Here is a 25,623-nt window from a genome sequence, read left to right as displayed (position 1 = left end):
AACATTCATAATAGAGTATTTCGACCAAATTTGACTAAAAAAGTACTCCTGACAACTATCTTAGTTGCTAGGAGTACTTTCTGATGGGGTGATATTTCGATATTATAGGGAATTAACTACTTAATATTTGTCTTTTTAATTAAAGTGTTGTCAGCTATTACGTAATAACTGGACTTCTTCATAGTTACGCTGCTACCGTAAGTTCTAACCAAATGGTGCTTTCTAAGCACTGTTTGACCCTTACGATGGCCGTATTGATTATAAAGATAAGCATTGTGCTTCAACGTACGGTTTTGGCCGTCAATATTGGCTGCTGCTAGGTAGAGGCCATCAGGCAGTTCATAATAAGTCTTGCCGTTGATCTTCTGTTTGCCTGTCGTCTTGACTACAGAACCAGCCTTAATAATCAGGCCATTAGCACGCTTAGCCTCCTGGTTATACAGATAGGCGTTGTGCATAACTTTCTTTTCAAGCAGGTTATTGGCGTTGTCATTAACGATAGCTGTGCCGAACTTATTTGAAGTAGTCTGCTCCACCAGGTTGACCAGTTTGACGAAGCGATTAGGGGCAATAATCAAGTACTTTTTACCCCGCATTGTGACAGGGTCACCGTAAGTGTCAAGCGTTTGGCCCTTCTTGAGTACCTGGACGGGGTTTACCCGGTTACCATACTGGTTGTAAATAAGGGCATTGTGCTTTAGGGTACGCTTGGTGGCGTCAATGTTGCCCGCCGCCACATAGTAGGTTTTGTTATTTGCACCGCGATCAACCAGGATATAGTATTTTTGATCAGCAATGGTGGTATAGCCGTTAACCTCCAGACGGGACCCGGCTTTGAGCACAACCTTGTTGGCCCGCTTCCCCTCATGATCGTACAGATAACCATTGTGCATTAAGATGACTTGCTCGCTCTTAGCGGTACTATTGGCTATTCCATCAGCTGGATTAGTGTTTCCCGGCGCTACTGGGGCAACAGGAACGGTAGAAGCAATCGGGTAACTAGGGTTGACTGGAGTGCTCGGGCTATTAGAACTATTCTTGGTATAGATGTAAGTAACTTCCTGTGGTTGATCAGTAAATTCAGTTGGCTCCGTACCCTTTACTTGCTTAAAGGTGTAGTACTTGATGTCCTTGTGCTGCGGAGTAAACTTGTCACCAGGCCATTTGCTCGAAGCATCGATAGTGTCAATGGGGCTGATAGCATTGTTATTCTCATCAACATAGTGGATAACGATGTTAGCAGCAGGGGTTATCAGATTATGATCCCGAATCCAGACTCCTAAATCCCTGGTACCGACAAAATTCGTTAGAAATTGGGCAAAATCACTTTCACTTTTCCCATTCGGCTTAATAAATGAACCTGTACCCTGTTCTTGCCATTTTCCTTTCAAGCCCGTATCGTTAACAAATTTATTCGCCTTACCTAGTTTAATTATTGATATCGCGTCACCAAACATGTTCTTAGTGGCCTGCACGTTTGTCATGTTAAAGTCGCTAATATCTAGCCACTTTAAGCCTGAGCCATTGAACATGTCGGACATATCAGTAACCTTGCTAGTATCAAAGCTAGTTAAGTTAACTTGTCCAATATTTGTGCCAACAAGAAACATTCCTTTCATATTAGTTACTTGATCAGTCTTAAAATGGCTTAAATCTAGCTTGACCCTGGTAGCTTCACCTGAGTCAGATGTACCTGTATTAATCGTACCTGTTATGCCTGTATCTGTTTTTGCACTATATGAAAACATGTACGACATGTCCGTTACACTACTGGTATCAAAGTGACTAAAGTCTAAACCACTTAATGCTGGGCCCATTTCATTGGAAAACATATATGACATATTCTTAACTTGGCTAGTATTTTTTAAGTTACTAATGTCAAGCTTATTGCCACCAAAAGCTTCAAACATATGAGCCATGTTGGTAACTTTCTTTGCATCCATGTTAACCGTCAGATCACCAGGGGTTAATTGACCATTAACCATATCACTGACTCTTAGCTTGTTAAACATATAAGACATATCCGTTACATTGCTAGTGTCAAAGTTAATGGCTAGCTTAGATTGGTGATACAAGTTAGTACCACTAAACATGCTTTTCATATTAGTAACTTCGCTCGTGTTAACATGGTCTAAGCCCGTTATTTGGCTTAAGTCCAAATTACTAAAGAAACCTTCAGCTGAACCCTTTAACTGCAAATTACCTGTGATCTTTAATTCATAGTTGAAGATATTATGGTTCGCAAATTTTTCGGAAACGGACAAGGGATCGGTAGCGGTACCACCCTTAATATTAATAATATGCTGGGTATCATCAATATCATAGGTAATATTTGACCAATGGTCGTCTTGACCAGCACCTTTAGCCGTTAATTTGTTAACTTTGTTAGTGTTAGCTGGCTTTATGGTGTCACTAGGTGTTTTTGCATCAACTGGTTTTGCAACTTGATTAGCTTCAGCTTTACTAGTTTGATCAGTTGTATCAGTTACTACTGGCACTTTTGAACTAGCTGCTACGGCTTTATCATTTGTATTTTGACTAACTGTTGCGGCAACCTTAGCATTCTTAACGCCATCAGCAGGCGCTTTATTACTAATAGTGGCGTTAGTAGCCGAGTCCGCAGAATTATTAATCGTATCAGCTTTTACTTGTTGTGCTCCCATCAGTAGCAGTGAGCAGAGGGCTGCTCCCGCTAAGCTGAGTGTTAATTTATTGGTTTTATTGTTGATTACTTTGTTTTTATAATTCATAATGCTCTTTCTCCCCTAAATTAACAATATTATATTATTTATATGTAAAAAAGTGAAGTCTTATCTCTGCATTCAATAAAACTTCACTAGCTAGTTAATTATATTTTACTTATATTCCTGCCAGAAGCGCTGGGCTAGCTTTGCATAAAGCCGGCAGCCCGCTAGATAATCGGCTACTTCGACAAACTCGTTAGGTTCATGATCTGTTGTACCGGCGGCTGGACCCAGAATGATAATGGGGAAGTCACCAGCCCGAATATATTCAGAGGCATCGGTAGCACCGGTACCTGCTGTGAAGTGACTAGGCCGCGCTAATTCTTCTTGGACAACTTTTTGGGCCAATTTAGCCAGGCGCGTCCCCGCTTGACTGGGCAGTGGCACTTCCGGAAAACTGTAACGCAGCGTGAGCTCCGCTCCATTTTTATTGAGTTCGGCAACAATTTCTTCTAGCTCGCTATAAATCTGGGCATTAGGATAGCGTGGTGTTGTCCTGATGTTGCCCGACAACCACGCACTGCCTGGTACGGAATTAATCTGATCGCCACCCTGAATCTGGGTAATGACGTGCGTCAATAATCCTAGATCCGGGTCTTCCTGCGTGTGACAAGCCAGCAAATCCTGGGCCCTTTGTGCAAACTCAACCAGGGGCATAATAGCATTCTTACCTTTTTCTGGTGTCGACGAGTGAACAGTCGCACCCGTTGAAGATACATAATAATCAATCACGCCTTTATGGGTCACGCGCACATTGAAGTGAGATGGCTCCCCAATGACTAGGCCGGCCAAATCAGTCGCATAACCCTCTTTAACCAGCTGTGCGGCCCCATATTCACCGGTTTCTTCACCAACTGATGCCAGCAAGCGAATGCGGCCCGGCAATGGTTTTCTTTCAGCTAGCAAATCTAGCATGGCGACCACCATAGCGGCTAGACCCGACTTCATGTCACTGGCACCACGACCAAATAACCGACCATTCTTAATAGTTGGCGTAAAAGGCGGTGTCTGCCAGTTACTGAGCTCACCGGCAGATACAACGTCTTCGTGCCCGGAAAAGCCCAATAGTGGGCCCCGCTCACCCATGGTAATAACCAAGTTATCGCGCCCCGGGGCGTAAGGTACCCGCGCAAGCTGGACGGGGTATTCACTAAATAAGTCCGTTAGATAGTCTGCCACCAGACTTTCGTGGTCATTAGCCGAAGCGATTGCAATCAGGTCAGTCAGAATTTTGAGTGCACGTTTTTCTTCCATTAATTAATCCTTTTTCACTTAGCTGCTTTTATGCTTCTAACACTTTAGCCAAAAAGTCCTGAGCCCGTCCGGTCTTGGGGTGAGCAAAAAAGTCCTCGGGCGTCGCCTTTTCCTGGATGTAGCCGTCAGCCATGAACCAGACTTCGTCCGCCACATTCTTGGCAAAACCCATCTCATGCGTAACGACCACCATGGTCATCCCCTTTTGAGCAAGATCCTGCATTACCTTAAGCACTTCACCGACCATCTCAGGGTCAAGTGCCGACGTGGGTTCGTCAAACAGCATCACTGCAGGATCCATTGCTAAGGCCCGCGCAATCGCCACCCGCTGCTGCTGTCCTCCGGAAAGACTGGCCGGAAAGGCCTCGGCCTTGTCGGCTAGCCCCACCTGAGCGAGCAGATCGGCGGCCGCTGCCGTAGCCTCCTCATCACTGGCTCCCTTTACCTTCATTGGTGCCAGCTTAATGTTTTCGCTAATCGTCATGTGCGGGAAAAGGTTGAACTGCTGAAAAACCATGCCCATTTTCTCGCGCAACTGATCTAGCTGCGTTTCACTTAAAGCTGTCAGTTCCTTATTTTCAAACAAAACCCGGCCTGCAGTTGGCTGGTCCAATAAGTTGAGACAGCGCAGGAAAGTACTCTTACCGGCACCTGAGGGACCCACCAGACAGATAACCTGTCCCTCTACAACTGTTGCATTAACGTCTTTTAAAACCTCATTATTGCCAAACGTCTTTTTTAAGTGTTCAACTTGTAAGACTGTCCTCTTAGTCATGGTTCATTTTCCTTTCTAAGTGTTTCATCAGGCTGGACAAGCCAAACGTAATGATAAAGTACAGCATCATCGTAATCACGAGTGGCATAACCCCACGGTAAGTATCGGCCTGCACGATTCGTGACTGGTAAATTAAATCCTTGACACCGATTACCGATACAATTGAACTTTCCTTTATTAAAGACACAAATTCATTACCCAGAGCTGGCCAGATGTTCTTCATTGCCTGTGGCATGATGACGTACCGCATCGTCTTGGCCCGTGATAGGCCCAGTGACCGCGCTGCTTCCTGTTGACCCACTGCAATCGAGTTGATGCCGGAACGAATAACCTCAGCAACGTAAGCGGCCGAGTTGAGTGCGACCGCAATGATACCGGAAAGCAGCGCCGGTATGTTAATAATCACTCCTAGGCCAAAATAGATGAAGAGCAGCTGCACCATCAGGGGCGTACCCCGCACAAATTCAATGTAGGCTGTGGCCACGGAACGCGCAATTTGATTGTTACTTAAGCGCATTAAGGCCAGTATAGCACCCAGTAAAAAGCCAAAGAAAACAGAAATTGCCGAAATAAATAGGGTGTAGCCCACGCCAGCAATGAAGAAATCCTTATAGGCCCACATCGAATTAGATTCCTGTGCCGCCTTTTTGGTCTGACCGCCAGCCAGGTACTTCCCAGCCTGAGGCAAGTATTGCTGATTAATCAAATCCTGCTTTTTAATTTCAGCAATTGACTTATTGGCGGCCTTGACCAGACTTTTTGCCCCCTTATGAAAAGCAATCGCAGATCCGGCAGAATCTACCTTAAAGCCTGAAGGAATGACCATAATACCACTCGTATTTTTGGCAAAAGCATTAGCCGTAGCCGTGTCAACAGCTACGCCAGCAAACTTATTCGTCTTTAAGCCGAGAATAAGGTCACTGTCTTTATCCATCGTTTTCAGCTTGGCCTTTTGGGCCTGTTCCTTGATCAGGGTGGCCTGCAAACTGCCCGTCTGAGCACCGATGACCTGACCGGTAAAAGAATGGTAATCTTTAAACTTGGCCTTGTCCGCTGTTCTAATCAACAGATCCTGCCCACTCTTATAGTAAGCGTGACTAAAGGCTACGCTCTTCGCCCGTTTAGGCGTGGCATCCATACCAGAAATGACCATGTCAATCTTACCCGTCTCCAAGGCCACCAGTAGTGAATCAAAGTCCATCGTACGGACAACTAGCTTTACGCCCAAATCACGGGCAACTTTACGGCCGACCTCAATATCCATTCCTACTACCTTGGACTTACCATTAATGTTTTTGACAAATTCATAAGGTGGAAAATCGGGGCTGGTACCCATCACTAATTCACCTTTTTGCTTAACTTTATGCAGGTATGTATCCGTTGCCTGCGGGGATTGACTAGATTTTGCGGCCAGTATTTTTTGGGGGGATAGGGTCAACATCATCACGACTATGATAATTGCTTTGAGCCAGTTCCACGGTTTTTTCATAATTTCTCCTCCACTTTTGCATTATAACAATTATAATAATATAAAAATAAAATTACAGCAATTCATATTATCTTATTTTTATCAAGCAAAAAAAAGCTCTGCCATTCAATCTGCTTAAATAGATTGACACAGAGCAATTTTGTTTTCTTAGGAACAAGCGTAATTAAGCGTGTGAAGCCCCCGATACCACATCAGAATCATTTTCCTTAATTTGGTTATCAGCAGTTACAGGATACGGCTGAATTCTGGAAGGATCCGTATTTGACTTCAAATTATCAGCTGAGTAGTTGATGTGAGCAAGCTTAGCGTGCTTAACATCCTCAATGGTCTTGCAGCCAGTCAGTTGCATGTCAATTAAGAGTTCTTGATTTAGTTGTTCAATAACGGATTGTACCCCCTTCGGGCCACCCAGAGCCAACCCATACAAGTATGGGCGACCAATGCCGACCAGGTCAGCACCAAGTGCCAATGCTTTAAAGACGTGCGATCCGCGCCGAACACCTGAATCGAAGATAATCGGTACCCGGTGGTTAACCGCCTGGGCGATTTCGGGCAACATATCGATTGTGGCTGGGCCACTATCAATTTCACGGCCACCGTGATTAGTAACGTAAATTCCATCCGCACCACAGCCCATGGCCAGATAAGCATCCTCAGCACAGACAACCCCCTTGACAAATACTGGCAAGCCAGACATTTCCTTAATGCGCCGAACATCTTCTGGACCAATCTTTTGGGCGGAGGAAGCATACATTTGTGCCACCGTCTGTCCTTCACCTTTTGCACCTTGGTAACGGCTAAAGAAATCAAGCGGTACAGGGTAAGCGAACTTGGTCCTCAGGTTGGCTTCACGGAAGCCAGAAACTAGTGCGTCAACCGTCAGGAAGATTCCCTTATAGCCAGCCTTCTTAATCGCGTCAAAGACCATCTTGTTGAAGTCCCAATCTTTACTCAAATAAAGCTGGAAGAAACGGGCTGCATCCGGAGCAGCCGCTGCAATATCTTCGACACTCTTGTTGCCATAAGTACTAGACGAAAATAGGGCGCCAGCCGCAGCCGCACCCTTTTGAGTAGCAGCTTCGGCATCCTGGTGGGCAATACCGTGACAAGCAATTGGTGAAATCATTATCGGGGTCTTCAACTTCATCCCCATGAATTCAGTGTCCAGTTGTGGGCTATCCATATTGGTTAAAGCCCGGGGCACAATTTGGAAATGGTTGAAGGCAGTAGTATTGTTCCGCCATGTCCATTCATTTTCCGAACCAGAAGCAATGTAATAGTAAGCACCTTCCGGCATAACTTCCTTGGCCCGTTCCTCAAGCTCATCGAGGTTAATCATGTTGATCATTTCATCCCGATCACTTTGGGGAAAACCATTATAGTATGATGTCATTTTAAAGACTCCTTCTATGAATTAAATCTATCCACGTCTTATTATACATGAAAATGCTTACAATAGTTAGTGAATTTTGCAAAAGAATGTTTAAATAACAGTCTTATCGATGTGTTAAAATTCACAATCTCATCACAAGCAGGTACTTGCAGACTGCTGTTGGAATTACCTAATCAAAGGTTGTGCTTAATCAGGTGGGTGAAGTAAGTAACAAGATATACTGCCACCTCAATGAGTGCGATGAAAAAAGTTACGGGCAGATTAGTGATGAAGCCCAAATATAATCCAAGCCACACCCCCGCCAAGGCCAAGATGACTGACCAGGCAATCATTGACGACACCGTCTTGCCCAGATAGCTTGCCGTTGCCGGTGGCAGCGTCAACAAGATAAACACAAGCAGGGAGCCCACAATCTGTGCACCAATGGAGACTGACATGGCCAGTGCAACCAGGAAGATGACGCTGATCAGGCCCGTTTTTACTCCGTGCGCCAGTGCGCCGATGTGATCAAAAGAATCAAAGTTCAGCGGGCGCTGGATGGCAAAAATCAGCAGAAGGACAATGACGGACAAGACAACCAGCTGCACGACGCCCTGCTTGTCGACCCCAATGATGCTGCCAAACAAAATATTGGTGGCATAGTTGCTGTTTGCCCCCGATATTGCCAAAAACAGAACTCCCAGCCCGATAAAGAGCGCAGAAATCGCACTGATTGATGATTCTTTTTGCTCGCTGTGTAGGGACAATTCGCCGACACTAATTGAGCCCAGCAGCGCGAACAAGAGCATCCCCCAAAGCGGGCTGATCCCGAGCCAAACCGCGAAGGCCGCACCGGCAAAGCCGATTTCCGACAGCGTGTGGGCCAGAAAGCTGAAGTTGCGCGCTACCACGTACACGCCAACGGTCCCGCAGGTGATAGCAATAAAAGTGCTGGCCAGGAAGGCGTTGCGCATAAAGTCAAATGCAAACATTATTCATAGGCCTCCTCAAATTGCGTCATCTCACCCTGTTCCATCTTGCCGTGGTTCAAATACAAATAGTTTTGCATATACTTGCGCGCCAGGGGAACATCGTGCGTCACAAACAGAACGGTTATTTTATGTTTCTCGTTCAGGTGCCTGATTAACTTCATCAGTTCTTCCTTAGCCATCGGATCAAGACTAGCAGTCGCTTCGTCCAGAATAATCATGTTTGGACTGTCAAGGAGAGCCTGGGCCAGGTACGCACGCTGCTTCTGGCCGCCAGAGGCCTCGCCCATACGCGTACCTCCTATTTTATCCAAGTTGGTTTCTTTCAGCTGTTTTTTTATGGTCTGCTTAATTTTACTGTTCTTGATTAGGGGCGCATTCAACCCGACAAAAGCTTCAATCGATAGTGGGTATTCTGCATCGATATTGCGGAACTGCGGGACGTAGCCCAGTCGCATATCGCTTGCAAAGGTGAAACTACCGGTTGTCGGTGCCAGCATGTTCATTAAAATGTTGATCAGCGTCGTCTTTCCTGCACCATTAGGTCCTAACAAGGCGGTCATCGAGCCTTTCTTCAGCCTAAAGTTAACGTCCGCAAAAACCGGCCTTTGCTCAAATTTCATTGAGAGATTGTTAACTTCTAAAATGTCAGTCAAATTGTCCTCCTGTCGTTATTTTTTAAAATTTCCCGCTTTAACGTACTGATTGACGTCAATAGGATAAAACTTGCGCCCGTTAATCTTGACCCGGCCGCCGTAAGTTCTGACGTACCTCCCGCGATACAGCTTGCCGACGTTAACCCGCCAGCCTTGATTATCATAAATAAACGCATTGTGGGTCAAAAGCCGCAATTTGCCCTCAACGTTGCTGGCCACAACATACTGGCCAGCAGCAATCTGCAGGTATTTTCTGCCCTTGATGAACTTGGGTCCGTAAAGCGTGAGCTTGGTGCCCGCCTTCTTCACGGGAAGGCTTGTCTTAGCCCCCGTTTCATCATAGACCGCTGCGTTGTGCATCAGGGTCTTGGTGCCGGTTGAAGCAGGCAAGCTGGGCGCAGCCGGAGCTACTGGGGCTGATGGAGCTGCTGGGGCTGACGCAGCCGGCGGCGTAACTACCGGTTGCTGGTCGACTGGGTTGGCAGGTGTGCTTCCTGAATCCTGCTGGTCGTAGTAGTACTTGATGAGATCGTAGAAGTCATCCATTGAGTAGCCCCACTTGGCAAAGTAGCCATCGGGGTCCGTGTGGTCCGTGCCCCCCAAAAACTTGGAGACGGCATGGTGGGACCAGACCGTGCCTACGCCGTCGTGGACCGCGTTATCGGGCACCAGGTTATACTGGTGCATTACCTGTGCAATGTAGATTGCATCGTTGTTAATGCTTTTGGCGAAGTCGGCCTGATTGTTTTCCTGGCACAGTTCCACCTGGAAAAAGCGGTTGTTGGCCATCGGTCCTGCGCCCCAGACGCCGTATGCCGGCGTCATCATCTGGATGACGCCCGTGTGGTCGACGAAGGCGTGCACGTAGGAATAAATATTCATCCATTCCCGGTTAAAGTAAATAGCCTCGTTATGTGCGCTTGCGCCCGGCGTCGCCGTTTCGTGAACAACAACGCCCTCGGGCTTGCCGGTGCGGTACTTTATTTGGTTGGCAGCCAAAAAATCATTGTACTTGATGCCTTCCTGCTGCAATATTTGCTGCAGGCTAGTGACACCGCTGTAGGTATTCTGCTTGGCAGCATCATTGATTGCACTCGCCTGAACGTTAGATGTTTGCACCGCAGCGGGTACGGCTAGAGTAACAGCCAGTGCCAGTGCAGTAATAATCTTTTTCATTTTTATCCCTCGTTTAACTCATTTCTCGATAACTTTTGCCAATTTGCGGTAATTGCTTGTCATCCACTCAAGGTAGGTTGTGTCAGCCGGTATTGTTTCCCGGACCGTCAAAACCGGAATCCCTTGTTCTTTAGCCAGTTTAACAAAATTATTGACGGTTGAGCTAGAAGTTTGCGAATTAACCACCAAAAAGGCAATTTTCCGCTTTTTAATGCCCGTCGTCATCTCCTGCACGGCTGCGGGGCTGGGATCCGTATTGTTTTGGATTGCCTTTTCAAAGTCCTTGTCCGCTACCTTGAGGCCGGCTGCCGCCAGAGCGTAATCGAAGACCGGTTCACTCACGTAAACGGGCTTGGTGTCGGTGCCCGCATTTTTGGGCAGCAGCTTGCGGACACGCGCAATCTGGGCCAGGTACCGCCGGCCGTTATCACGGTAATACTGCGCGTGGTGCGGGTCCTTCTTGCTCAGTCTTTTGACCAAGTAATCAACGTACTTGGCCGGCATGGTCAAATCATACCAGATGTGGGGATTGGCGCCCTTATTCAGCCCCAGCAGGTCTTCACCAACCAGAACGGGCTTCTTGTCAACTGAGGAGGCAAGCTTGTTCATCCAGCTATCATAACCCAATCCGTTAGCAACGACAACGTCTGCGGCCGACAATGTCTTGGCGTCGTTTGTCGTAGGCTCAAAGTCGTGCGGATCGGCGGACGGCTTCTTAATGATTGCCTCGGCCGTGCCGTACTTGCCCACCACGTTCTGGGCAATATCGGCGTACACGTTTGTCGTTGTTACTATTGCTATTTTGCCATCTTTATGCGGCTTGGGCGCACATGCGCTCAACACCAGCGCAAGCACGCACGCCATGGCAGCACCAGCAAATATTCTTTTCAATTTAGCAAATTTCTTCATCGTCGTCATCCTTTGATCAACTTTAACCAGTCGAATAATCGGTACTTACAATTAATAACCATTATACACTACAATACTAGCACTCATAAAGCGCCGCGTCAGGTTCACCGGGTTGACAATCCAATTAAGTTTGACGGCTTCTTTTTCCTGGTCGCAGCACCAATCAAAATAACAAAGACACGCGGCCAGGCCGTACGCCTGCGGTACAAGCAGGCGTCACCAGTCAATGACTTTAAAAGGCGGGCACCGGCAGAAGGTGCCCGTGCGCCTAAAAATAGCCGTTGGGGGCCATTCTAGACTAGGTTTTGACCAGCAAAAAAGCAGTTCACGGGAGCATTCCCCCCCATTAACTGCTTAAATTTTCTATTTATTATTCCTTACTCGGCTTTTTGCTCAACGGACTTTTTCCACAGGCCCAGAATCACACCGGCAACAATTGAACCAATGATGGTTGCAACGAAGTACAAAACAATGTGGTTGGCAAGGGGCGCTACCCACAGACCGCCGTGGGGTGCAGGAACGCCGATGCGCCAGAAGCCAATGAGGGCGCCGCCCACGGCCGAACCAATGATGCACGACGGGATGACGTGGCCGGCATCGGCCGCTGCAAATGGAATCGCACCTTCAGTAATAAAGGAGAAGCCCAAAATCCAGTTAGTAATGCCTGCACGGCGTTCCTCTTCCGTATACTTGTTCTTAAAGAAAGCCGTACTGATCGCCGTTGCAAATGGTGGCACCATGCCGCCGACCATTACGGCCGCCATCATGACAGCCGCCACCGTTGAGTGGGGATCGTTGGCAAAGGCACCGGAAGCAAAGACGTAAGCAGCCTTGTTGAAGGGTCCACCCATGTCGATTGACATCATAGCCGCCAGGATAGTCGTTAAGACCACCAGGTTGCCCGTACCCATCTGGTTCAAGAAGTTGGTAATTGCCAGATTAATCGTACTGAAGACGGGGTTAACAATGTAGTACATGACAAGGGCAATGAGGAGCAGACTCAAGATTGGGTAGATGAGCATCGGCTTCATCCCCTCAAGCGACTTAGGCAATTTTGCAAACAATTTTTTCAGGCCCAAGACCAAGTATCCGGCGATGAAACCGGAGGCCAGACCGCCCAAAAAGCCAGCCGGCGACTTGGCATTGGAAAAGACATTGGCCACGTAGGCGCCGCCGTATGCCCCGCTATAGACGGTGGCCATGAAGCCGCCGACAAACCCGGGCATGAGGGCGGGCAGATCGCCAATCGATTCGGCAATGTAGCCGGACAGGATCGGCACCATGAACGCAAAGGCCATGTTGCCGGCATTGTTTAGGAAGATGAAGGCCGGTGACTTGGGACCGCCGGCATAGTTTTCCACGATGAAGGAAATGGCCATGAGGATCCCGCCTCCGATAACAAAGGGCAGCATGTGGGAGACGCCGTTCATCAGGTTCTGGTAGATTGAACCCCAGACCCCCTTCTTAGAGTCATCGCTGGCAGCTGCTTTGCTATCAGCATGATAAATGCCGGTATCCCCATCCAAGATCTTGCTGATTAATTCGTCCGGCTTGTTAATGCCATCAACTACCGGCCTCGTAACCAGCGGCTTGCCGTCAAAACGCGGCATGTCCACCTTCTTGTCCGAGGCGATGACAACGCCCTGGGCCCGCTTGATCTCAGCGGCGGTCAGCTTGTCCTTGACCCCTTCGGAACCATTGGTCTCGATGCGGACGTCAACGCCGCGCTTCTTGCCCGCCTTAATCAGGGCTTCCTGGGCCATGTAAGTGTGGGCAATGCCGTTGATGCAGGCCGTTACCCCGACAATTAACGGCTTGTCGCCGTCGCCTGGTTTTTCCGCCTGCTTACGGTCAGCCTCTTTGTCCGCATCATTTTTCTGCTCAGCAGCTTCAAAAAGGTTAATCACTTCAGCGGGCGTCTTAGCCTCCTTGAGTGCTGCAACCAGGTCAGGGTTGATCAGCAATCCCGACAATTTTGCCAGAGCCTCGAGGTGGGTGTTGTCAGCACCGTCTGGTGCGGTAATCATGAAGAACAAGTTGACGGGCTGGCCATCAAGGGAGTTATAGTCAATGCCCTGCTCGCTCTTGGCAAACAGTACGCGTGCCCGGTTGATTGACTTGTTGCGGGCGTGCGGCATGGCAATGCCATCACCAATGCCCGTTGTCGACTCGTTTTCACGCGCCCAGATCGACTTGATGAAGTCCTCTTCATTGTTGACGATGCCGGTCGCGACTTCTAAGTCGGCCATCTCCTTGATTGCATCCTCCTTAGTGGTCGCCTTGAGCGCCATAATCATGGATTCAGGAGCTAAAATATCCTTAATTTTCATTGCATTTCCTCCTTAAGTTATGAAATCTGCTCTACTTCGATCTGGGGCAATACGGCCTCAATCTGCCCCTTCACGGCAATATCCTTGGTAAAGGCGGTGGCGGCACCGCAGGCCATGCCAACCCTGAAACTGTCCACAGGATTGCCACTTTGCACGTATGTGCCGATAAAGCCTGCAATCATCGAGTCGCCGGCACCCACCGAATTGACCACGGTCCCGACCGCGGCTTTAGCATGGTAGAAGTGGTCGGGGGTAATCAGGTACCCGCCCCGGCCGGCCATTGATACCATCACGTTTTGTGCACCTTCGTCCAGCAGCTTGCGGGCCGCTGCCAGCATCTCGCGGTCAGAATCAAAGGTCGCACCGAACAGGTCAGCGAGTTCATGGTGGTTAGGCTTGATAACTAGCGGCTGGTATTCCAGCGTGTCAAGCAGTGCCTGCCCCGTTGTATCAATAACGAACTCTGCACCGGCTTCCTTAATTTTGGGGAGCAGCTGTTTGTAAAAGTCGGCCGGCAGACTCGGGGCCAACGACCCACTCAAAACGATCACGTCGCCCCTTTGCAGGTCCTCCAGCCGGGCTGTAAAGGCGGTGATTTCCTGCGCGGTGATATTGGGACCCGCTGCGTTAATTTCCGTCTCCTCTTCCGCATGGATCTTGACGTTGACCCGGGTAGAAGCGGAAATCGTGACAAAGTCGTTGACGATGTGGCGCTGGTTCAGCTGTCGCACCAGTTCCTTGCCGGTGAACCCACCAACAAAGCCCCAGGCCGTGTTGTCAACCTTTAGCTGGTTAAGGACCTGTGACACGTTGATGCCCTTGCCGCCAGCCAAGAACGAGCAGTTGTTGCTGCGATTCACGCTGCCGGCTTCAACCTGCTCCAACTGGATCACATAGTCCAGAGCGGGGTTAACTGTAACCGTATATATCATTTACTTTACCTCTTTCACAATAATCTTAGCGGGTAATAATTTCTTTTGCTGCGCACTGAGCCTGCTGGTGATCACGGTGCAATTTTTGACATTGCCAAAAACGGCAAAGTTCCGCTCACCAAATTTCGACGCATCAGTCAAAACGTAGGTTTGCCGCGCTTGGGCAATCTCCAGTTTTTTGATTGCGGCCTCTTCAGGGTCGGGGGTCGTCATGTTGCCCCGGCAGTCAATGCCGTTAGTCCCGACGAAGCTGGCCGCAAAGTTCATGCCCTGCAGCTGTTCGAGGGCCGATTGGCCCACCACGGCATGGGTATCTTCCTTTACCCTGCCCCCGAGAAGAAGCGTGTTGATTCCGTGCCCAAGAGTGCCCAGTGCCGTTTCAATACCATTGGTCACAACGGTGACATTCGCAATCTCCGCCAAGAACGGCACCATCTCGTAAGCGGTCGTTCCCGCATCGATAAAAAGATAGTCATTTTCATGGACATAATGACGAACTGCGTATTCGGCAATCCGCGTCTTTTCATCATGGTTCATCGCGAAGCGGATGTGCTGGGAAACGTCGTGACTAAAATTTTTAACCGATTGGGCCCCACCGTGAATCCGTTTGACCAGTCCGTTTTCTTCTAGATGAATCAGGTCACGTCTGATGGTTGATTCAGATGTGGCCGTCAACGTGCACAAGTCGCTGATGCGACACAACCCGTGCTGGTTAACGTAGTTTTCGATTAGTCTTTGCCGTTCCTGGGTTAACATCACCCGCTTCACCTCCCAGAATATTTTATGCGGTTTGCTCGTCATAATCAATCATTTTCACCCAAATCCACTCAAAAAAATGCACTTTGATGCAAAATTATCCAGCAGGCGCCAACTCGCCATTGTCTTTAATGCCCGGGGAGAATAATTTTCACCTTTTTATTTGTGGTAAACTTGATAGTACTAACTTCCAAGCAAAAGAAAGGTCGATCACAGTTAACAATGGCAGATAATGAAGCACGACACCATATATCCGCGCGCCACCACATGAAAATCCATTGGAAGGATTTTTATAAGAGTCCTGATAATACCCTCATCAAATACACAACGCTCGTGGAAAAAGGCTCGCTTGTGGGCCGAATCGGGATCATGCTGCTGGAATGCGGCACCGGTGCATGGCGGGTGCGGGACTCGATGAATTCAGCGGCACGGGCCCTTAACCTGACCTGCTCGGCTGACATTGGCCTAGTGACCATCGAATACACCTGCTTTGACGTCGACAACAAGTCCTATTCCCAGACCCTGTCACTCCCATCCACCGAAGTCAATATGAATAAACTGAACAAAATGGAAGATTTTGTCCGCCGCTTCGAAAGCGAAAACGATCAGTGGACCATTGGCATGGTGCACCAAAAGTTAAACAACATTGAACGCCACACCCAAAGTTATCCACTCACCGTTTCCGCACTGAGTGCAGGCCTGGCCTGTGCCGCTTTTATCTTCTTGCTGGGCGGCGGCGTTCCGGAAATGATCTGCACGTTCTTTGGGGCTGCGATTGGCAACTACTTCCGCGGATTGATGGGCAGACACAAGATTACCTTGGTTGCCAAAATCGCTGTGGGGGTTGCAATATCATGCGCAGTTTACTTTCTATGCCTGCACCTCGGCGAAAATTTCGGCGGTTGGCAGCACCAGAATGCGTACGGCTATATCGGCGCCATGCTCTACGTTATTCCGGGCTTCCCCTTTATTACTTCGGGGCTCGACATGTCCAAACTAGACATGCGTTCCGGTCTTGAGCGCCTGGCTTACGCCGTATTGATTGTCATGATCGCCACCATGGTCGGCTGGGGCATGGCCACTCTACTCAGGCTGTCCCCGGGTTCAATGCCTCAGCAGCACCTCAGTCCGCTTCTTCTGACGGCTTTGCGTGTCCTTGCCAGCTTCTGCGGCGTGTTGGGCTTTTCCATCATGTTTAACGCCACGCCCGCAATGGCCACCGTCGCCGCCCTCATTGGTGCACTGGCCAACACGCTGCGCCTTAGCCTCGTTGACTTCAACCACGTTCCGGCAGCCCTTGCCGCCTTTACGGGTGCGCTCCTGGCTGGTCTTATTGCTAGCTTTGTCCGCGACCGCGTGGGCTTTCCCCGTATCGCCATCACGGTGCCCGCGATCGTCATCATGGTCCCCGGGCTCTACATGTACCGCGCCGTTTTCAATTTTGGCGCGACCAACATCAACGTTGGCGCCTACTGGATCATGAACGCCCTGATGATCATCACGGCCCTGCCGATTGGCCTGCTCACCGCCCGGATCCTGACCGACGCCAAGTGGCGGCACGCGGATTAAATTTTCAAAAAACTCAAAAGCATCCCCTTGCAGTTAGGCAGATTAGCCAACTACAGGGGGGTGTTTTTTCTGATTAACAAATATTATAAACATGGGATAATAGTAGTAAGAGGTGAAGACAGTGAATGATAAAAAGTTAAAATTAGTGCGTGATTCATACTTTGATTCAGGCCACTGGGGCTTGAAAAGCGGTCAAACGGCCGTTGCCATAATTGGCTGGCTGGGCGTGTTGTTTCCTTTTTTCTGGGTTTTGCTGCCCGTGTGGTGGCCCCAGGCGGGACGCAAACTCAAGATTGCCCACTACCAGGATGAAATTCATTTATTGCAATTTTTAGCATTGTTTTTCCTGGGTTATTTTATCTTTATCCTGCTTTTTTACTGTGGGGTAACCTTATGGAACAACCGCCGCTTTAAGACCACCCTCGACAAGTATGCAGTTCCTGACCAGGAAAAATTGCACAAGCGCGAAGAGGTCATCGAGCAAGCGTGGGAAAAGCGCTTCGATTCGGCGCCAAAACGGCACCAAGCGCGCTTTTACAGCGTACGGCCCGACCAGAACCTCGACACCCACTTTACGTACGATTTATTTAAGAAATACGAGGTCTAACATGAATGCCTTGGGGCAATCCAGCAGTTTTATTTCAAACCTAGGTTTTTTGATTTTGATTTCCTATCCCATTCTGGGTGGACTAGCGTGGTTCGTGGGCGTTTTGTGCTACAAATTCGTTTTTAAGCACCAACAACGTGAATGGGTTGAGATTCCACCGGCGATTGAGCCGTTCGTGACCATCATGATTCCCGCCCATAACGAGGAAGTCACAATCAAACAGACTATCGACTACCTCATGACCCAAATCAACTACACCAATTATGAAATTTTGGTCATTGATGATTATTCCACCGATCAAACGCCAGCAATTTTGGCTCAACTCCAAACCCAATATCCCAAGCTTAGGGTCATCCACATTGAAAAAAATAAGGGCAAGGCCCACGCCTTCAATGTCGGGCTGGCCTTTGCCAAAGGCGAGCTCATTCTCAGCAACGACGCCGATACCATCCCCGAGCCCGATGCCTTGAAGAAGTACGTCAACTACTTTATTCGCCAGGATGCCAGAAATATTGCGGCCGTGACCGCCAACATGGACGTGCAGAACCGAACCAAATTAATCGCCAAGTCACAAACCGTCGAATTTTCAAGCATTGTGGGGATCATTAAACGGACCGAAACCGGCGTTTTTGGCGGCATCTACGCCTATAGCGGCGCCAACACGATGTACCGCAAGAGCGCCTTGATCGATGTTGGACTCTTTCGCCAGGATCGGGCAACCGAAGACATTAGCGTGGCCTGGGATCAACAGATTAGCGGCTGGCTGGCCGCCTTTGCCCCCGACATCATGTTCTACATGAATGTGCCCGAAACAGCCAAAAGCCTTTACCAGCAGCGTAAACGTTGGGCCAAGGGCGGAACCGAGGTTTGGCTGACCAACTTCAGCAAAATTATCCGCCACCCGCTTGAAAATATCGGCCGGACTTTGATGTTCATTGACCAGTCATTCAGCATCATCTGGTCCTTCTTCTTCTGGCTTTCGACGCTTTACTTTGTGGGCCTAAGCGCCCGTCTTTTGATTAGCAAAAATTTCACTTCATTGATTCACCTGCTAGCAATGGCACTCGTCTTCGTTTGCTTTGAAATGATTGCGGGCGCCCTCCAATTAACCGCCTCGCTGATCATCGATGACCGTGGCCGTAAATTTGCTTATATTTTGTTTGCGCCGCTTTACATGCTTTGGTGGTGGATTATTAACGCATTAACGATTGTCACCACCTTCATCCCCGCGGTCAAAACCATTATGGGGCACGGTTCAGGAACCTGGGTCAGTCCCGAGCGCAAGGCGAACTAGATCACGGTCAGTGCAACAAAAAAGCGGCCCAGCTGCCGCTTTTTTTATTGCCTAATTTGGAAAACAGTGACTTGTTGGCAAGCAAAAAAGCTAATCACAAGGATTAGCCCAGACTTCACAGTCATTTAATTGCCAGAGAAGCGGGCGAGCATCAATCGTCCGCTCTTCTACGTTCATTATAGATCACCCGCACTTAAAAAGCGAGCAGATGCATTAACTTAGCGCAACGCTGCACGTTGACTATCCTTTTTAGCTAATGCCACTGGGACTAAAGCCGGAAATTGCGACCACGTCCCGCCGTTAGCAAAGATTCAGACCGGAAGTGGGGAGCCTGCAACTTCAGTGTTTCTGTAACTATGTAGGCGTAGCCTTGTGATAGCCTAATACTCATTTTGCAAGTCCAGCACGATTCCGCCCCAATTCAAATTTTACAGTACAAAAATAGGGTAGACCGCAATCTACCCTATTTTGTTTATTCAAATTAACTTTATTTCTTATTGGCAATCGCCTTGATAGCGTTGCGGCCGGAGAAGATGCAGTAGCCGGCATGCGTGCCCGGTACGTTGACGCCGTAAGTGTCACCATAGAGGACTGCGGAGCCGTCGCCGCCAACGGCATAGATGCCTTCGATTGGGCGTCCCTTAACGTCCAGCACCTCGTTATTCGTGTTGACGCGCAGGCCGTCGCCGGTCGTGTAGGCCCCAACGCCCAGTTCAATGGCGTAGAACGGACCGTCGCCGTCAACGGGCAACATGTACTTGGCCGGCTTGTGGAAGTCGGTGTCCTCACCTTTTTGCGCCATCTCGTTATAGTGCTTGACGTACTCAACCAGATTCGGCGTGTCAATCTCCTTAGCCAATTCCTCCAGGCTGGCAGCCTTGTGCAGGTACTCGTGGCCCTCTTCTTCAGCCTTCTTAATGTCATCACGCAAGCTCGGGTAGCGGTCTTCCGGAACAAACGGCTTCATTGACCGCGGGAAGGTCCTGTCGGTGAAGTCGTCCAGAATCTTCTGGCTGAAGATGCAGTAAACGTGATCCTGCCTGTTCATGGCATTGCCTTCGTTGGCCCAGTTGACCACGCAGGCACTTTCATCGACGAAGCGCTCGCCCAGTTCGTTGACCCACATTTGCGGCTGGTCGCAGACCGAGCTCCAGATGGCTGTGCCCCACAGCTTGAATGACGGAATCTTCTTGCTCTTAAGCTGCCCGCCAAACATCATGGCCATGCCGGTGAAGTACTTCTTGGCACCCAGGTCCCAGGCCAACCGCAAACCGTCACCGGTGTTCTTGCCCGAGTTGACCGGAATAATGTTGTCTGGGTTTTGGTGTGGCGTTGACTCAAGCAGCTTCTGGTCGTTTAAGTAGCCCCCGGTTGCCAGGACAACGTTTTTAGCGTTGACTACCTTTTCGCTCTTATCTTCGACGCTCGTCAGCGTTACATCGTAAGTATGATCTTCGTTGTACTTCAAGCCGGTCACGCGGGTCAGGGTCACAATCTCGACGCCCTTTTGTTTGGCGTACGGCTCCAACCCGTTGTGGATGGCATCGTGGCCCTTGCCCTTGAACAAGTGCCAGGTCTTGGCCCCGTCACCGAGACCTGAAACCATCCAGAACTTAACGCCGTGATCCTCAAGCCAGTCAACGTTTTTGCCCGCCTGGTCGATGTACTTCTGCCACATCTTGCCGTCGGCCTTATAGTGGGAGTAAGTCAATTCCTCTTTTAGCAGCGCCTGCTTGTCCATGACGGCATTTTCTTTTTCCTGCATGGCGGAGTCGGCCGCAAACACGCCTTCAACGTAGTTGCCCGTTCCGCCCGTAGTCTTGCCTTTTTCAACCAACAAAGTCTTTAAACCATCGTCGGCTGCTTCGGCCGCAGCGCCAAAGCCTGCCAGTCCAGCACCGACAATTACAACATCATATTTTTCCATCAGTATTCTCCTTTAAGAAAAAAAGCACGCCCAAATTAAGTTTCCTTCAATTCGCTCATGCTTTTTGCTTATCTTACTTGCCTTCTTGAGCTGTTTCGGCCGCGTCAATTCCGGCTAGCCGCCCCGAAATGTATGCAAAGCCCAGGGTTCCGCCTTCAAAGTCAACGTAGGCCTTGCCGTACATGCCGGATGCATCGGCACCGGTTACGTACAAGTTAGGCACTGGTTCGCCTTCCGGCGTTAAGGCGTGCATCTTTTCGTCGATGGTTGCACCCCCCAAAGTACCCAGGTTGCGGGCAATAAACTTAACGGCGTAGAATGGACCTTCCTCAACCGCAAGCATCCGCTTCGTGTCGGAGAAGAACAGGTCGTCTTCGCCCTTCTTCACGGCTTCGTTGTACTGTGCAACAGACTGCTTTAGGTTGTCCTTGTCGACGCCCATCTTTGCGGCCAATTCTTCAATTGTGTTGCCGATGAAGACCACTGGCGTTGCTTCCAGCTTGTTCAAGAGACTTGGGAAGTCCATCTTCTGCTCTTCGCGCTTGATCGCATCGTCAGTATCAGACGGGAAATTGAACTCCATGTAGAACTGCCGGTTGTTCTTCCACTTATCGTAGTGCGGTTCGATGGCGGCGGTTCCGCCCTTCTTGATTATGTCCAGGTGGGCCTGGTCCCAAATAACGTATTCGGTTTGCTTCGGCTGCTCGGAAAGTTCTGCACCGTGAACGGCGAAGTCCAGGGCGTGAGTTTCACTGGCGTAACGCTGACCGCGGTTGTTAACCCGCAGGTTCGGGAAGTTGGCCAGACCGTTCAAAGCCATCCAGTTGGGACCAACCAATTTGGCCATCGCGGCAACGTCCTGGTCAGCGAACGTTTGCCAGAAGTAGTGAGTTGAACCATTGATGTGGTGAGCCGTACCGGCATCCCAGGCCATGTTCAGGCCGTCACCTGTGTTCTGCAGGACTTGGCCTTGAGTGCTGACGTCGCCCAGGTACTGCTTGCGCATCTGCGGATTGCCGCCAAAGCCACCAGTAGCAATAATAACCTTCTTGGCGTTAACTTGAAGTTCCTCGTCATCACCCTTGGCCACAACGCCAATAACCTTGCCTTGGGCATCCGTTAATAGTTTTTGTGCGGCAAAGCCGAAGTACATCTGGCCCCCGATTGACTCGAACTTTTCAATCAGCTTGGTGATGGCAACCTTGCCACCCTCTTGGTAGCCGTGCAGGGTGGCGGGCATGCCAATGTGGTCGTAGCTGCCGCCCGTACCGGCGTCCATCAGCTTCATAATGGCACCGTTGTCGTTCAGCCAGTCAACGGTCTTGCCAGACTCATCAATAATCCGGCGCACCAGGATTGAGTTCATGTAGCCCTGCGAAGCGTCCATGTATTCTTCATACAGCCACTTCTTGGACACAACCCGGTCCTGGTCTTTTTGCTGCTGACTGTCAGCGGCAAACATCCCACCGGCAAAGGTACCGGCACCAAGTGGTGAAATCGTCTTTTCCAAAAGGGCAACGCTAGCGCCGTGTTGACGTGCTGCCAAAGCGGCAGCTGCACCGGCGGAACCGGCACCGACAACGGCAACGTCAACAGCAATTGTCTTCTTGGCAACGTCGCCAGTTTGGGCACCGTTTTCCTTCAAAGCAGCGAAATCAACGTCGGCCTTGGATAAAGCTTCCTTAACCCCATCAATGATGCCGCGGGAAGTTTCAGAAGCTCCGGACACAACGTCAACGTCAACGGATTGGTGGTCAAGAATCTTCTTGGCCATCTTCTTGAACGCATTATCATTCAAGCTGTCCGGCGCGTACTTGTCCAGTGGCTTAATGTCAGTAATGTGGTCAGCAGCCACTTCAACCTCGAGGTTGATCATGTCTTCTTTGCCCTGACCGGAACCGGTATACTTGCCCGGCTTGTCAGTAATCTTTTTGGCCATTTCAAAATTCCTTTCAAACAGTAAATAAATTTTCTTTTAATAACTTAATTATTTAGGCCGACGTGCACCGTTTGCATCAGGCAAGATGGCAATAATCACGGCCGTAAATGCGAAAAGCGCACCTTGAATAATGAAAGTCAACTCGTAGTTTCTGCCAGCAGCACCAGAAATAATAATTGGCACGAGGTAAGAAAGCAGTAGTGAAACGGTTCCGACTAAACCGCCGGCAGAACCAGCATTCTTTGGTCCGATTTCTGGGAACGTGATTGGCATGGCTTGCATAACTGGTCCGGTCATGGCTCCAAACAATCCGCCAAGAATCAAGGCAACGGTCAGAGGCATGCCTAGTGGAACATACCAAGTAAGTCCCATTAGCACACCGCCGATTAGGGCAACCAGAATCATAACCGGCTTGGCCTTTCTGGCCTTATTAATAATTGCTGGACCAAAGAACGAACCACACATACTACCAACAGTTGCAATTGCGGCAATCATGCTGGCACCCTTAGGGGTCATTCCACGAGCGGCAAAGGCTTGGGGAAGAATTCCGGAGAAACTCTCACTGGCCGCAACTCCAAAACCACCTGCAAGGCCAACCAGCCAGGTCTTCTTGCTGTGAATGGCAGCCTTCAAGAAGTCAAGTGATGACTGTGCCCTTTCTTGTTTGAGGGCCTCTGGTGGAATTTCTTCACCGGCTGGAGCTTCCTTAACAAAGAGCATCCAGCAAACAGTTAAAACCAGCAGCAGAGTTGAAGAGAAGATGTAGGCTGCTTGAACGCTTGGAAACATTGGTCCGGTTATTTGCGATAACATGATACCGATACTGGCACTGGCAAAGAACACGCCCATTGCCATCTTGGTATCCTGTTTAAACCAAGTACCAAACAGTTTCATGGTATTGGCGTTGAGCAGCGCCATGTAGACTCCGAAGAGCAGCAGCATGATCATCATCGACGCAAAGTTGGTGGCAATCAAGCGGCCGTAAGCACCGAGAACGGAGACAACCAGACCAACGGAAACAATCTTCTTGGCACCGAACTTGTCGGCCAGTGTTCCGGCTGGGATACTGAGGAACACGGCAACCAGCATTGGTGCCATCAAAAGGCTTTGGAATTGTGCTGGTGCAATGTGCAGCGCCGGCATAACCTGTGTTGCCAGTGCAGAAACTTGAAATTGAACATAGCTACTGGTTGCGTCAAGCAGAGCAGCAATCGCTAAGATGACCCACCTGTAACTAGAAAGTTTAGGCATTTGTCTTTCTTCCATGATATTTATAAAACTCCTTCATTAAGTAAATAGGTAAAATTAATTTTCAGCCGCATTTTGACCGGCTAAGCGGCCAAAGGTCTGGGCGTGGCTGCAAGTCAGGCCAGGAACGCGGTCCGGGTAGCTGCCCCAGAAGAAACCACCGCTGGCGTTGCCGGCAGCGTAGAGGTGCGGGATGGGCTTGCCCATCTTGTCGATGACTTCCATCTTCGAGTTGATCCTCAGGCCGTCAAGCGTGGCCAGCAGACGGCCACCCATGATGACGCCGTAGTACGGGCCGTTTTCAACCGGGAACAAGCGGAATTTTTCCTTGCCAAAGTCGGTATCCTCACCCTGTTTGCACATCTCGTTGTAGCGCTTGACCGTCTTAACCAGGTTTTCTGTTGGCAGGTTCAATTTTTCGGCTAATTCCTCGATGGTGTCGGCCTTTTGTACCATGCCATCGTCGATTCTGCGTTGAATCTCCGCCTTGTTGCCTTCGGTATCGTAGATACCTGGGAAGCCTAGGCGTGCACAGCCCTGCGTGTCAAACTGAGCCAGGTGGTCCATTGTCTCTTCCGACCAGATTTGTGCTTCCAAATAGCCCGGCTGTTTCGACATCGCATTGATATCGAACTGGTAAGGAACGCTTTCGTTGCCGAAGCGCTCACCGTTCAGGTTCACCTTGAGCAGCGGGTAGGCACCCATCCAGAAGTAGCCCGGACCCTTGAAGTCAATCGTGTAGTGCTCCTCGGCATTGGTGCCAACCGGAACCGCACCACGGTCAAAGATGATTTCGGCGGGCTCTTCGTCGCGGGCAGCACCCACCTTTAAGCCGGCCAGGATACCCGAACCATCGTCACGCGGACCGTCCGAGTAGACGTTCTTCTTGTAGCCTAGCGGATCCCACTTCTTCATCAGTTCAGGGTTGCCACCGTAGCCACCGGTACAAATGATGACGCCCTTGGTAGCCTTGTACTCGGTCTTGGCGCCGCTCTTCCGGTCGCTGGCAATGATGCCCGTAACCGCACCACTGTCGTCGGTCAGGATTTCTTCCATCTTCGTGTTGTACTTCAGGGTTACGCCCAGTTCCTGGGCCTTGTTGATGACCCATTCACCGTAGTGGGCCCAACCATCATCAGGCGTTGCAATCGCTAATTCAGTTTGAAAGGCCGTGTTGACAACCGTCTCGTAGTGCGCATCTTCTTGGGGACGCAAGACGCCGCCGTTGGGCTTCAAGATGTTGTCCTCAAGCCAGTTGGCCGTCTCGTCGGTGTGGTTGGCCCACGTCCAGAGCAGCCGTTCATCAACGTTGTCCTGGAAGAACAGGGTCAAGAAGTTCATCAGCTTAGCCTTGTCAACCTTGATGCCGGCTCTTCTCTGCGCGTTGCTGTCCAGCGCTGCAAAGAAAGAACGGAACAGGAACTGCGAGCTTCCGGATTTATCAATTAGTAAAACCTTGGCCCCCTTCTCGGCCGCCGCACACGCAGCCATCGCACCGGCGTTGCTGGCACCGGCAATAATCACGTCATACGTATTTTCCATTTCTATCCCTCACTTTGTCTAAAGCAATTCTCTTAATCGCTTTCATAATACTATGAATCACGTGAATTTCTGCACCATTTTTAGAATTGAGGATTACCAAATGGAATAGTAGAGA

At 49.7% G+C, this 25,623-nt stretch carries 20 protein-coding genes; 4 read left to right on the top strand and 16 right to left on the bottom strand.

The genetic code is table 11. From position 1 onward, the window contains the following. Window positions 1-116: 116 nt before the first annotated feature. The 9 genes from AC2JF8_RS02755 to AC2JF8_RS02715 all read right to left on the bottom strand — a co-directional run bounded on the left by AC2JF8_RS02755 (window position 117) and on the right by AC2JF8_RS02715 (window position 11,364). Window positions 117-2,750 (bottom strand): SLAP domain-containing protein, encoded by a 2,634-nt coding sequence (locus tag AC2JF8_RS02755; RefSeq protein WP_500760917.1) that lies wholly within the window; start codon window positions 2,748-2,750, stop codon window positions 117-119. Between the two features lie 105 nt (window positions 2,751-2,855). Next, the gene (locus AC2JF8_RS02750) at window positions 2,856-3,998 is read right to left on the bottom strand and encodes an ArgE/DapE family deacylase (protein WP_500760915.1); all 1,143 of its coding nucleotides are present in this window, start codon (window positions 3,996-3,998) and stop codon (window positions 2,856-2,858) included. Between the two features lie 28 nt (window positions 3,999-4,026). After that, window positions 4,027-4,773, bottom strand: a complete 747-nt coding sequence (locus AC2JF8_RS02745) for an amino acid ABC transporter ATP-binding protein (protein WP_500760912.1) — start codon at window positions 4,771-4,773, stop codon at window positions 4,027-4,029. Beyond that, window positions 4,766-6,262, bottom strand: a complete 1,497-nt coding sequence (locus AC2JF8_RS02740; protein ID WP_500760909.1) for an ABC transporter substrate-binding protein/permease — start codon at window positions 6,260-6,262, stop codon at window positions 4,766-4,768. Before AC2JF8_RS02740 ends, AC2JF8_RS02745 begins: the two co-directional genes overlap by 8 nt. A gap of 163 nt (window positions 6,263-6,425) precedes the next feature. Continuing rightward, complete coding sequence (locus tag AC2JF8_RS02735; protein WP_500760907.1) at window positions 6,426-7,655, bottom strand: alpha-hydroxy-acid oxidizing protein; 1,230 nt, start codon at window positions 7,653-7,655, stop codon at window positions 6,426-6,428. A 173-nt stretch (window positions 7,656-7,828) separates the two neighbouring features. After that, complete coding sequence (locus tag AC2JF8_RS02730) at window positions 7,829-8,626, bottom strand: metal ABC transporter permease (protein WP_500760904.1); 798 nt, start codon at window positions 8,624-8,626, stop codon at window positions 7,829-7,831. Beyond that, a complete protein-coding gene (locus AC2JF8_RS02725) occupies window positions 8,626-9,246 on the bottom strand; it encodes a metal ABC transporter ATP-binding protein (RefSeq protein WP_500761271.1) in 621 nt (206 codons plus the stop codon). The genes AC2JF8_RS02730 and AC2JF8_RS02725 overlap by 1 nt, the downstream gene beginning before the upstream one ends. 48 nt (window positions 9,247-9,294) lie before the next feature. Next, window positions 9,295-10,461, bottom strand: coding sequence for an SLAP domain-containing protein (locus AC2JF8_RS02720; RefSeq protein WP_500761269.1), 1,167 nt, complete (start codon window positions 10,459-10,461; stop codon window positions 9,295-9,297). Window positions 10,462-10,473: 12 nt separating this feature from the next. Next, window positions 10,474-11,364, bottom strand: a complete 891-nt coding sequence (locus AC2JF8_RS02715) for a metal ABC transporter solute-binding protein, Zn/Mn family (RefSeq protein WP_500760901.1) — start codon at window positions 11,362-11,364, stop codon at window positions 10,474-10,476. A 12-nt stretch (window positions 11,365-11,376) separates the two neighbouring features. On the opposite strand from AC2JF8_RS02715, the gene AC2JF8_RS02710 reads away from it, so the two are divergent. After that, window positions 11,377-11,661 carry a hypothetical protein gene (locus AC2JF8_RS02710; RefSeq protein ID WP_500760899.1) on the top strand — a complete coding sequence of 95 codons (285 nt, stop codon included), beginning with the start codon at window positions 11,377-11,379 and terminating at the stop codon, window positions 11,659-11,661. Window positions 11,662-11,741: 80 nt separating this feature from the next. Here the strand turns inward: AC2JF8_RS02710 and AC2JF8_RS02705 are convergent, their stop codons facing one another. The 3 genes from AC2JF8_RS02705 to AC2JF8_RS02695 are packed head-to-tail and all read right to left on the bottom strand — an operon-like array spanning window position 11,742 to window position 15,382. Continuing rightward, window positions 11,742-13,694, bottom strand: a complete 1,953-nt coding sequence (locus AC2JF8_RS02705; protein ID WP_500760896.1) for a PTS fructose transporter subunit IIABC — start codon at window positions 13,692-13,694, stop codon at window positions 11,742-11,744. A gap of 17 nt (window positions 13,695-13,711) precedes the next feature. Further along, the gene (gene pfkB, locus AC2JF8_RS02700; protein WP_500760894.1) at window positions 13,712-14,626 is read right to left on the bottom strand and encodes a 1-phosphofructokinase; all 915 of its coding nucleotides are present in this window, start codon (window positions 14,624-14,626) and stop codon (window positions 13,712-13,714) included. Beyond that, a complete protein-coding gene (locus tag AC2JF8_RS02695; RefSeq protein WP_500761267.1) occupies window positions 14,627-15,382 on the bottom strand; it encodes a DeoR/GlpR family DNA-binding transcription regulator in 756 nt (251 codons plus the stop codon). A 222-nt stretch (window positions 15,383-15,604) separates the two neighbouring features. Here AC2JF8_RS02695 and AC2JF8_RS02690 point away from each other — a divergent pair, with 222 nt between their 5' ends. The 3 genes from AC2JF8_RS02690 to AC2JF8_RS02680 all read left to right on the top strand — a co-directional run bounded on the left by AC2JF8_RS02690 (window position 15,605) and on the right by AC2JF8_RS02680 (window position 18,852). Further along, a complete protein-coding gene (locus AC2JF8_RS02690; protein WP_500760892.1) occupies window positions 15,605-16,951 on the top strand; it encodes a threonine/serine exporter family protein in 1,347 nt (448 codons plus the stop codon). Window positions 16,952-17,072: 121 nt separating this feature from the next. Then, window positions 17,073-17,558: a cell division protein gene (locus AC2JF8_RS02685; RefSeq protein WP_500760889.1), complete on the top strand. Its 486-nt coding sequence runs from the start codon at window positions 17,073-17,075 to the stop codon at window positions 17,556-17,558. Window position 17,559: 1 nt separating this feature from the next. Further along, entirely contained in the window at window positions 17,560-18,852 is a 1,293-nt protein-coding gene (locus AC2JF8_RS02680; RefSeq protein WP_500760887.1) for a glycosyltransferase family 2 protein, read from the top strand. Window positions 18,853-19,339: 487 nt separating this feature from the next. Here the strand turns inward: AC2JF8_RS02680 and vprA are convergent, their stop codons facing one another. From vprA to AC2JF8_RS02660, 4 genes are all read right to left on the bottom strand, one after another. Then, window positions 19,340-20,779, bottom strand: coding sequence for a vinyl phenol reductase (vprA, locus tag AC2JF8_RS02675; RefSeq protein ID WP_500760885.1), 1,440 nt, complete (start codon window positions 20,777-20,779; stop codon window positions 19,340-19,342). 73 nt (window positions 20,780-20,852) lie between these two features. Then, on the bottom strand, window positions 20,853-22,718 hold the full coding sequence (locus AC2JF8_RS02670; RefSeq protein ID WP_500760883.1) for an FAD-dependent oxidoreductase: 1,866 nt from the start codon (window positions 22,716-22,718) through the stop codon (window positions 20,853-20,855). A 48-nt stretch (window positions 22,719-22,766) separates the two neighbouring features. Next, window positions 22,767-23,984: an MFS transporter gene (locus AC2JF8_RS02665; protein ID WP_500760881.1), complete on the bottom strand. Its 1,218-nt coding sequence runs from the start codon at window positions 23,982-23,984 to the stop codon at window positions 22,767-22,769. Window positions 23,985-24,023: 39 nt separating this feature from the next. Beyond that, complete coding sequence (locus AC2JF8_RS02660) at window positions 24,024-25,508, bottom strand: FAD-dependent oxidoreductase (RefSeq protein ID WP_500760878.1); 1,485 nt, start codon at window positions 25,506-25,508, stop codon at window positions 24,024-24,026. Window positions 25,509-25,623: the final 115 nt, after the last annotated feature.

Source organism: Lactobacillus sp. CA30L (assembly GCF_059900845.1).
Note: the sequence above shows the minus strand (reverse complement) of the source record. Positions and strands in the feature narration are given on the sequence as shown.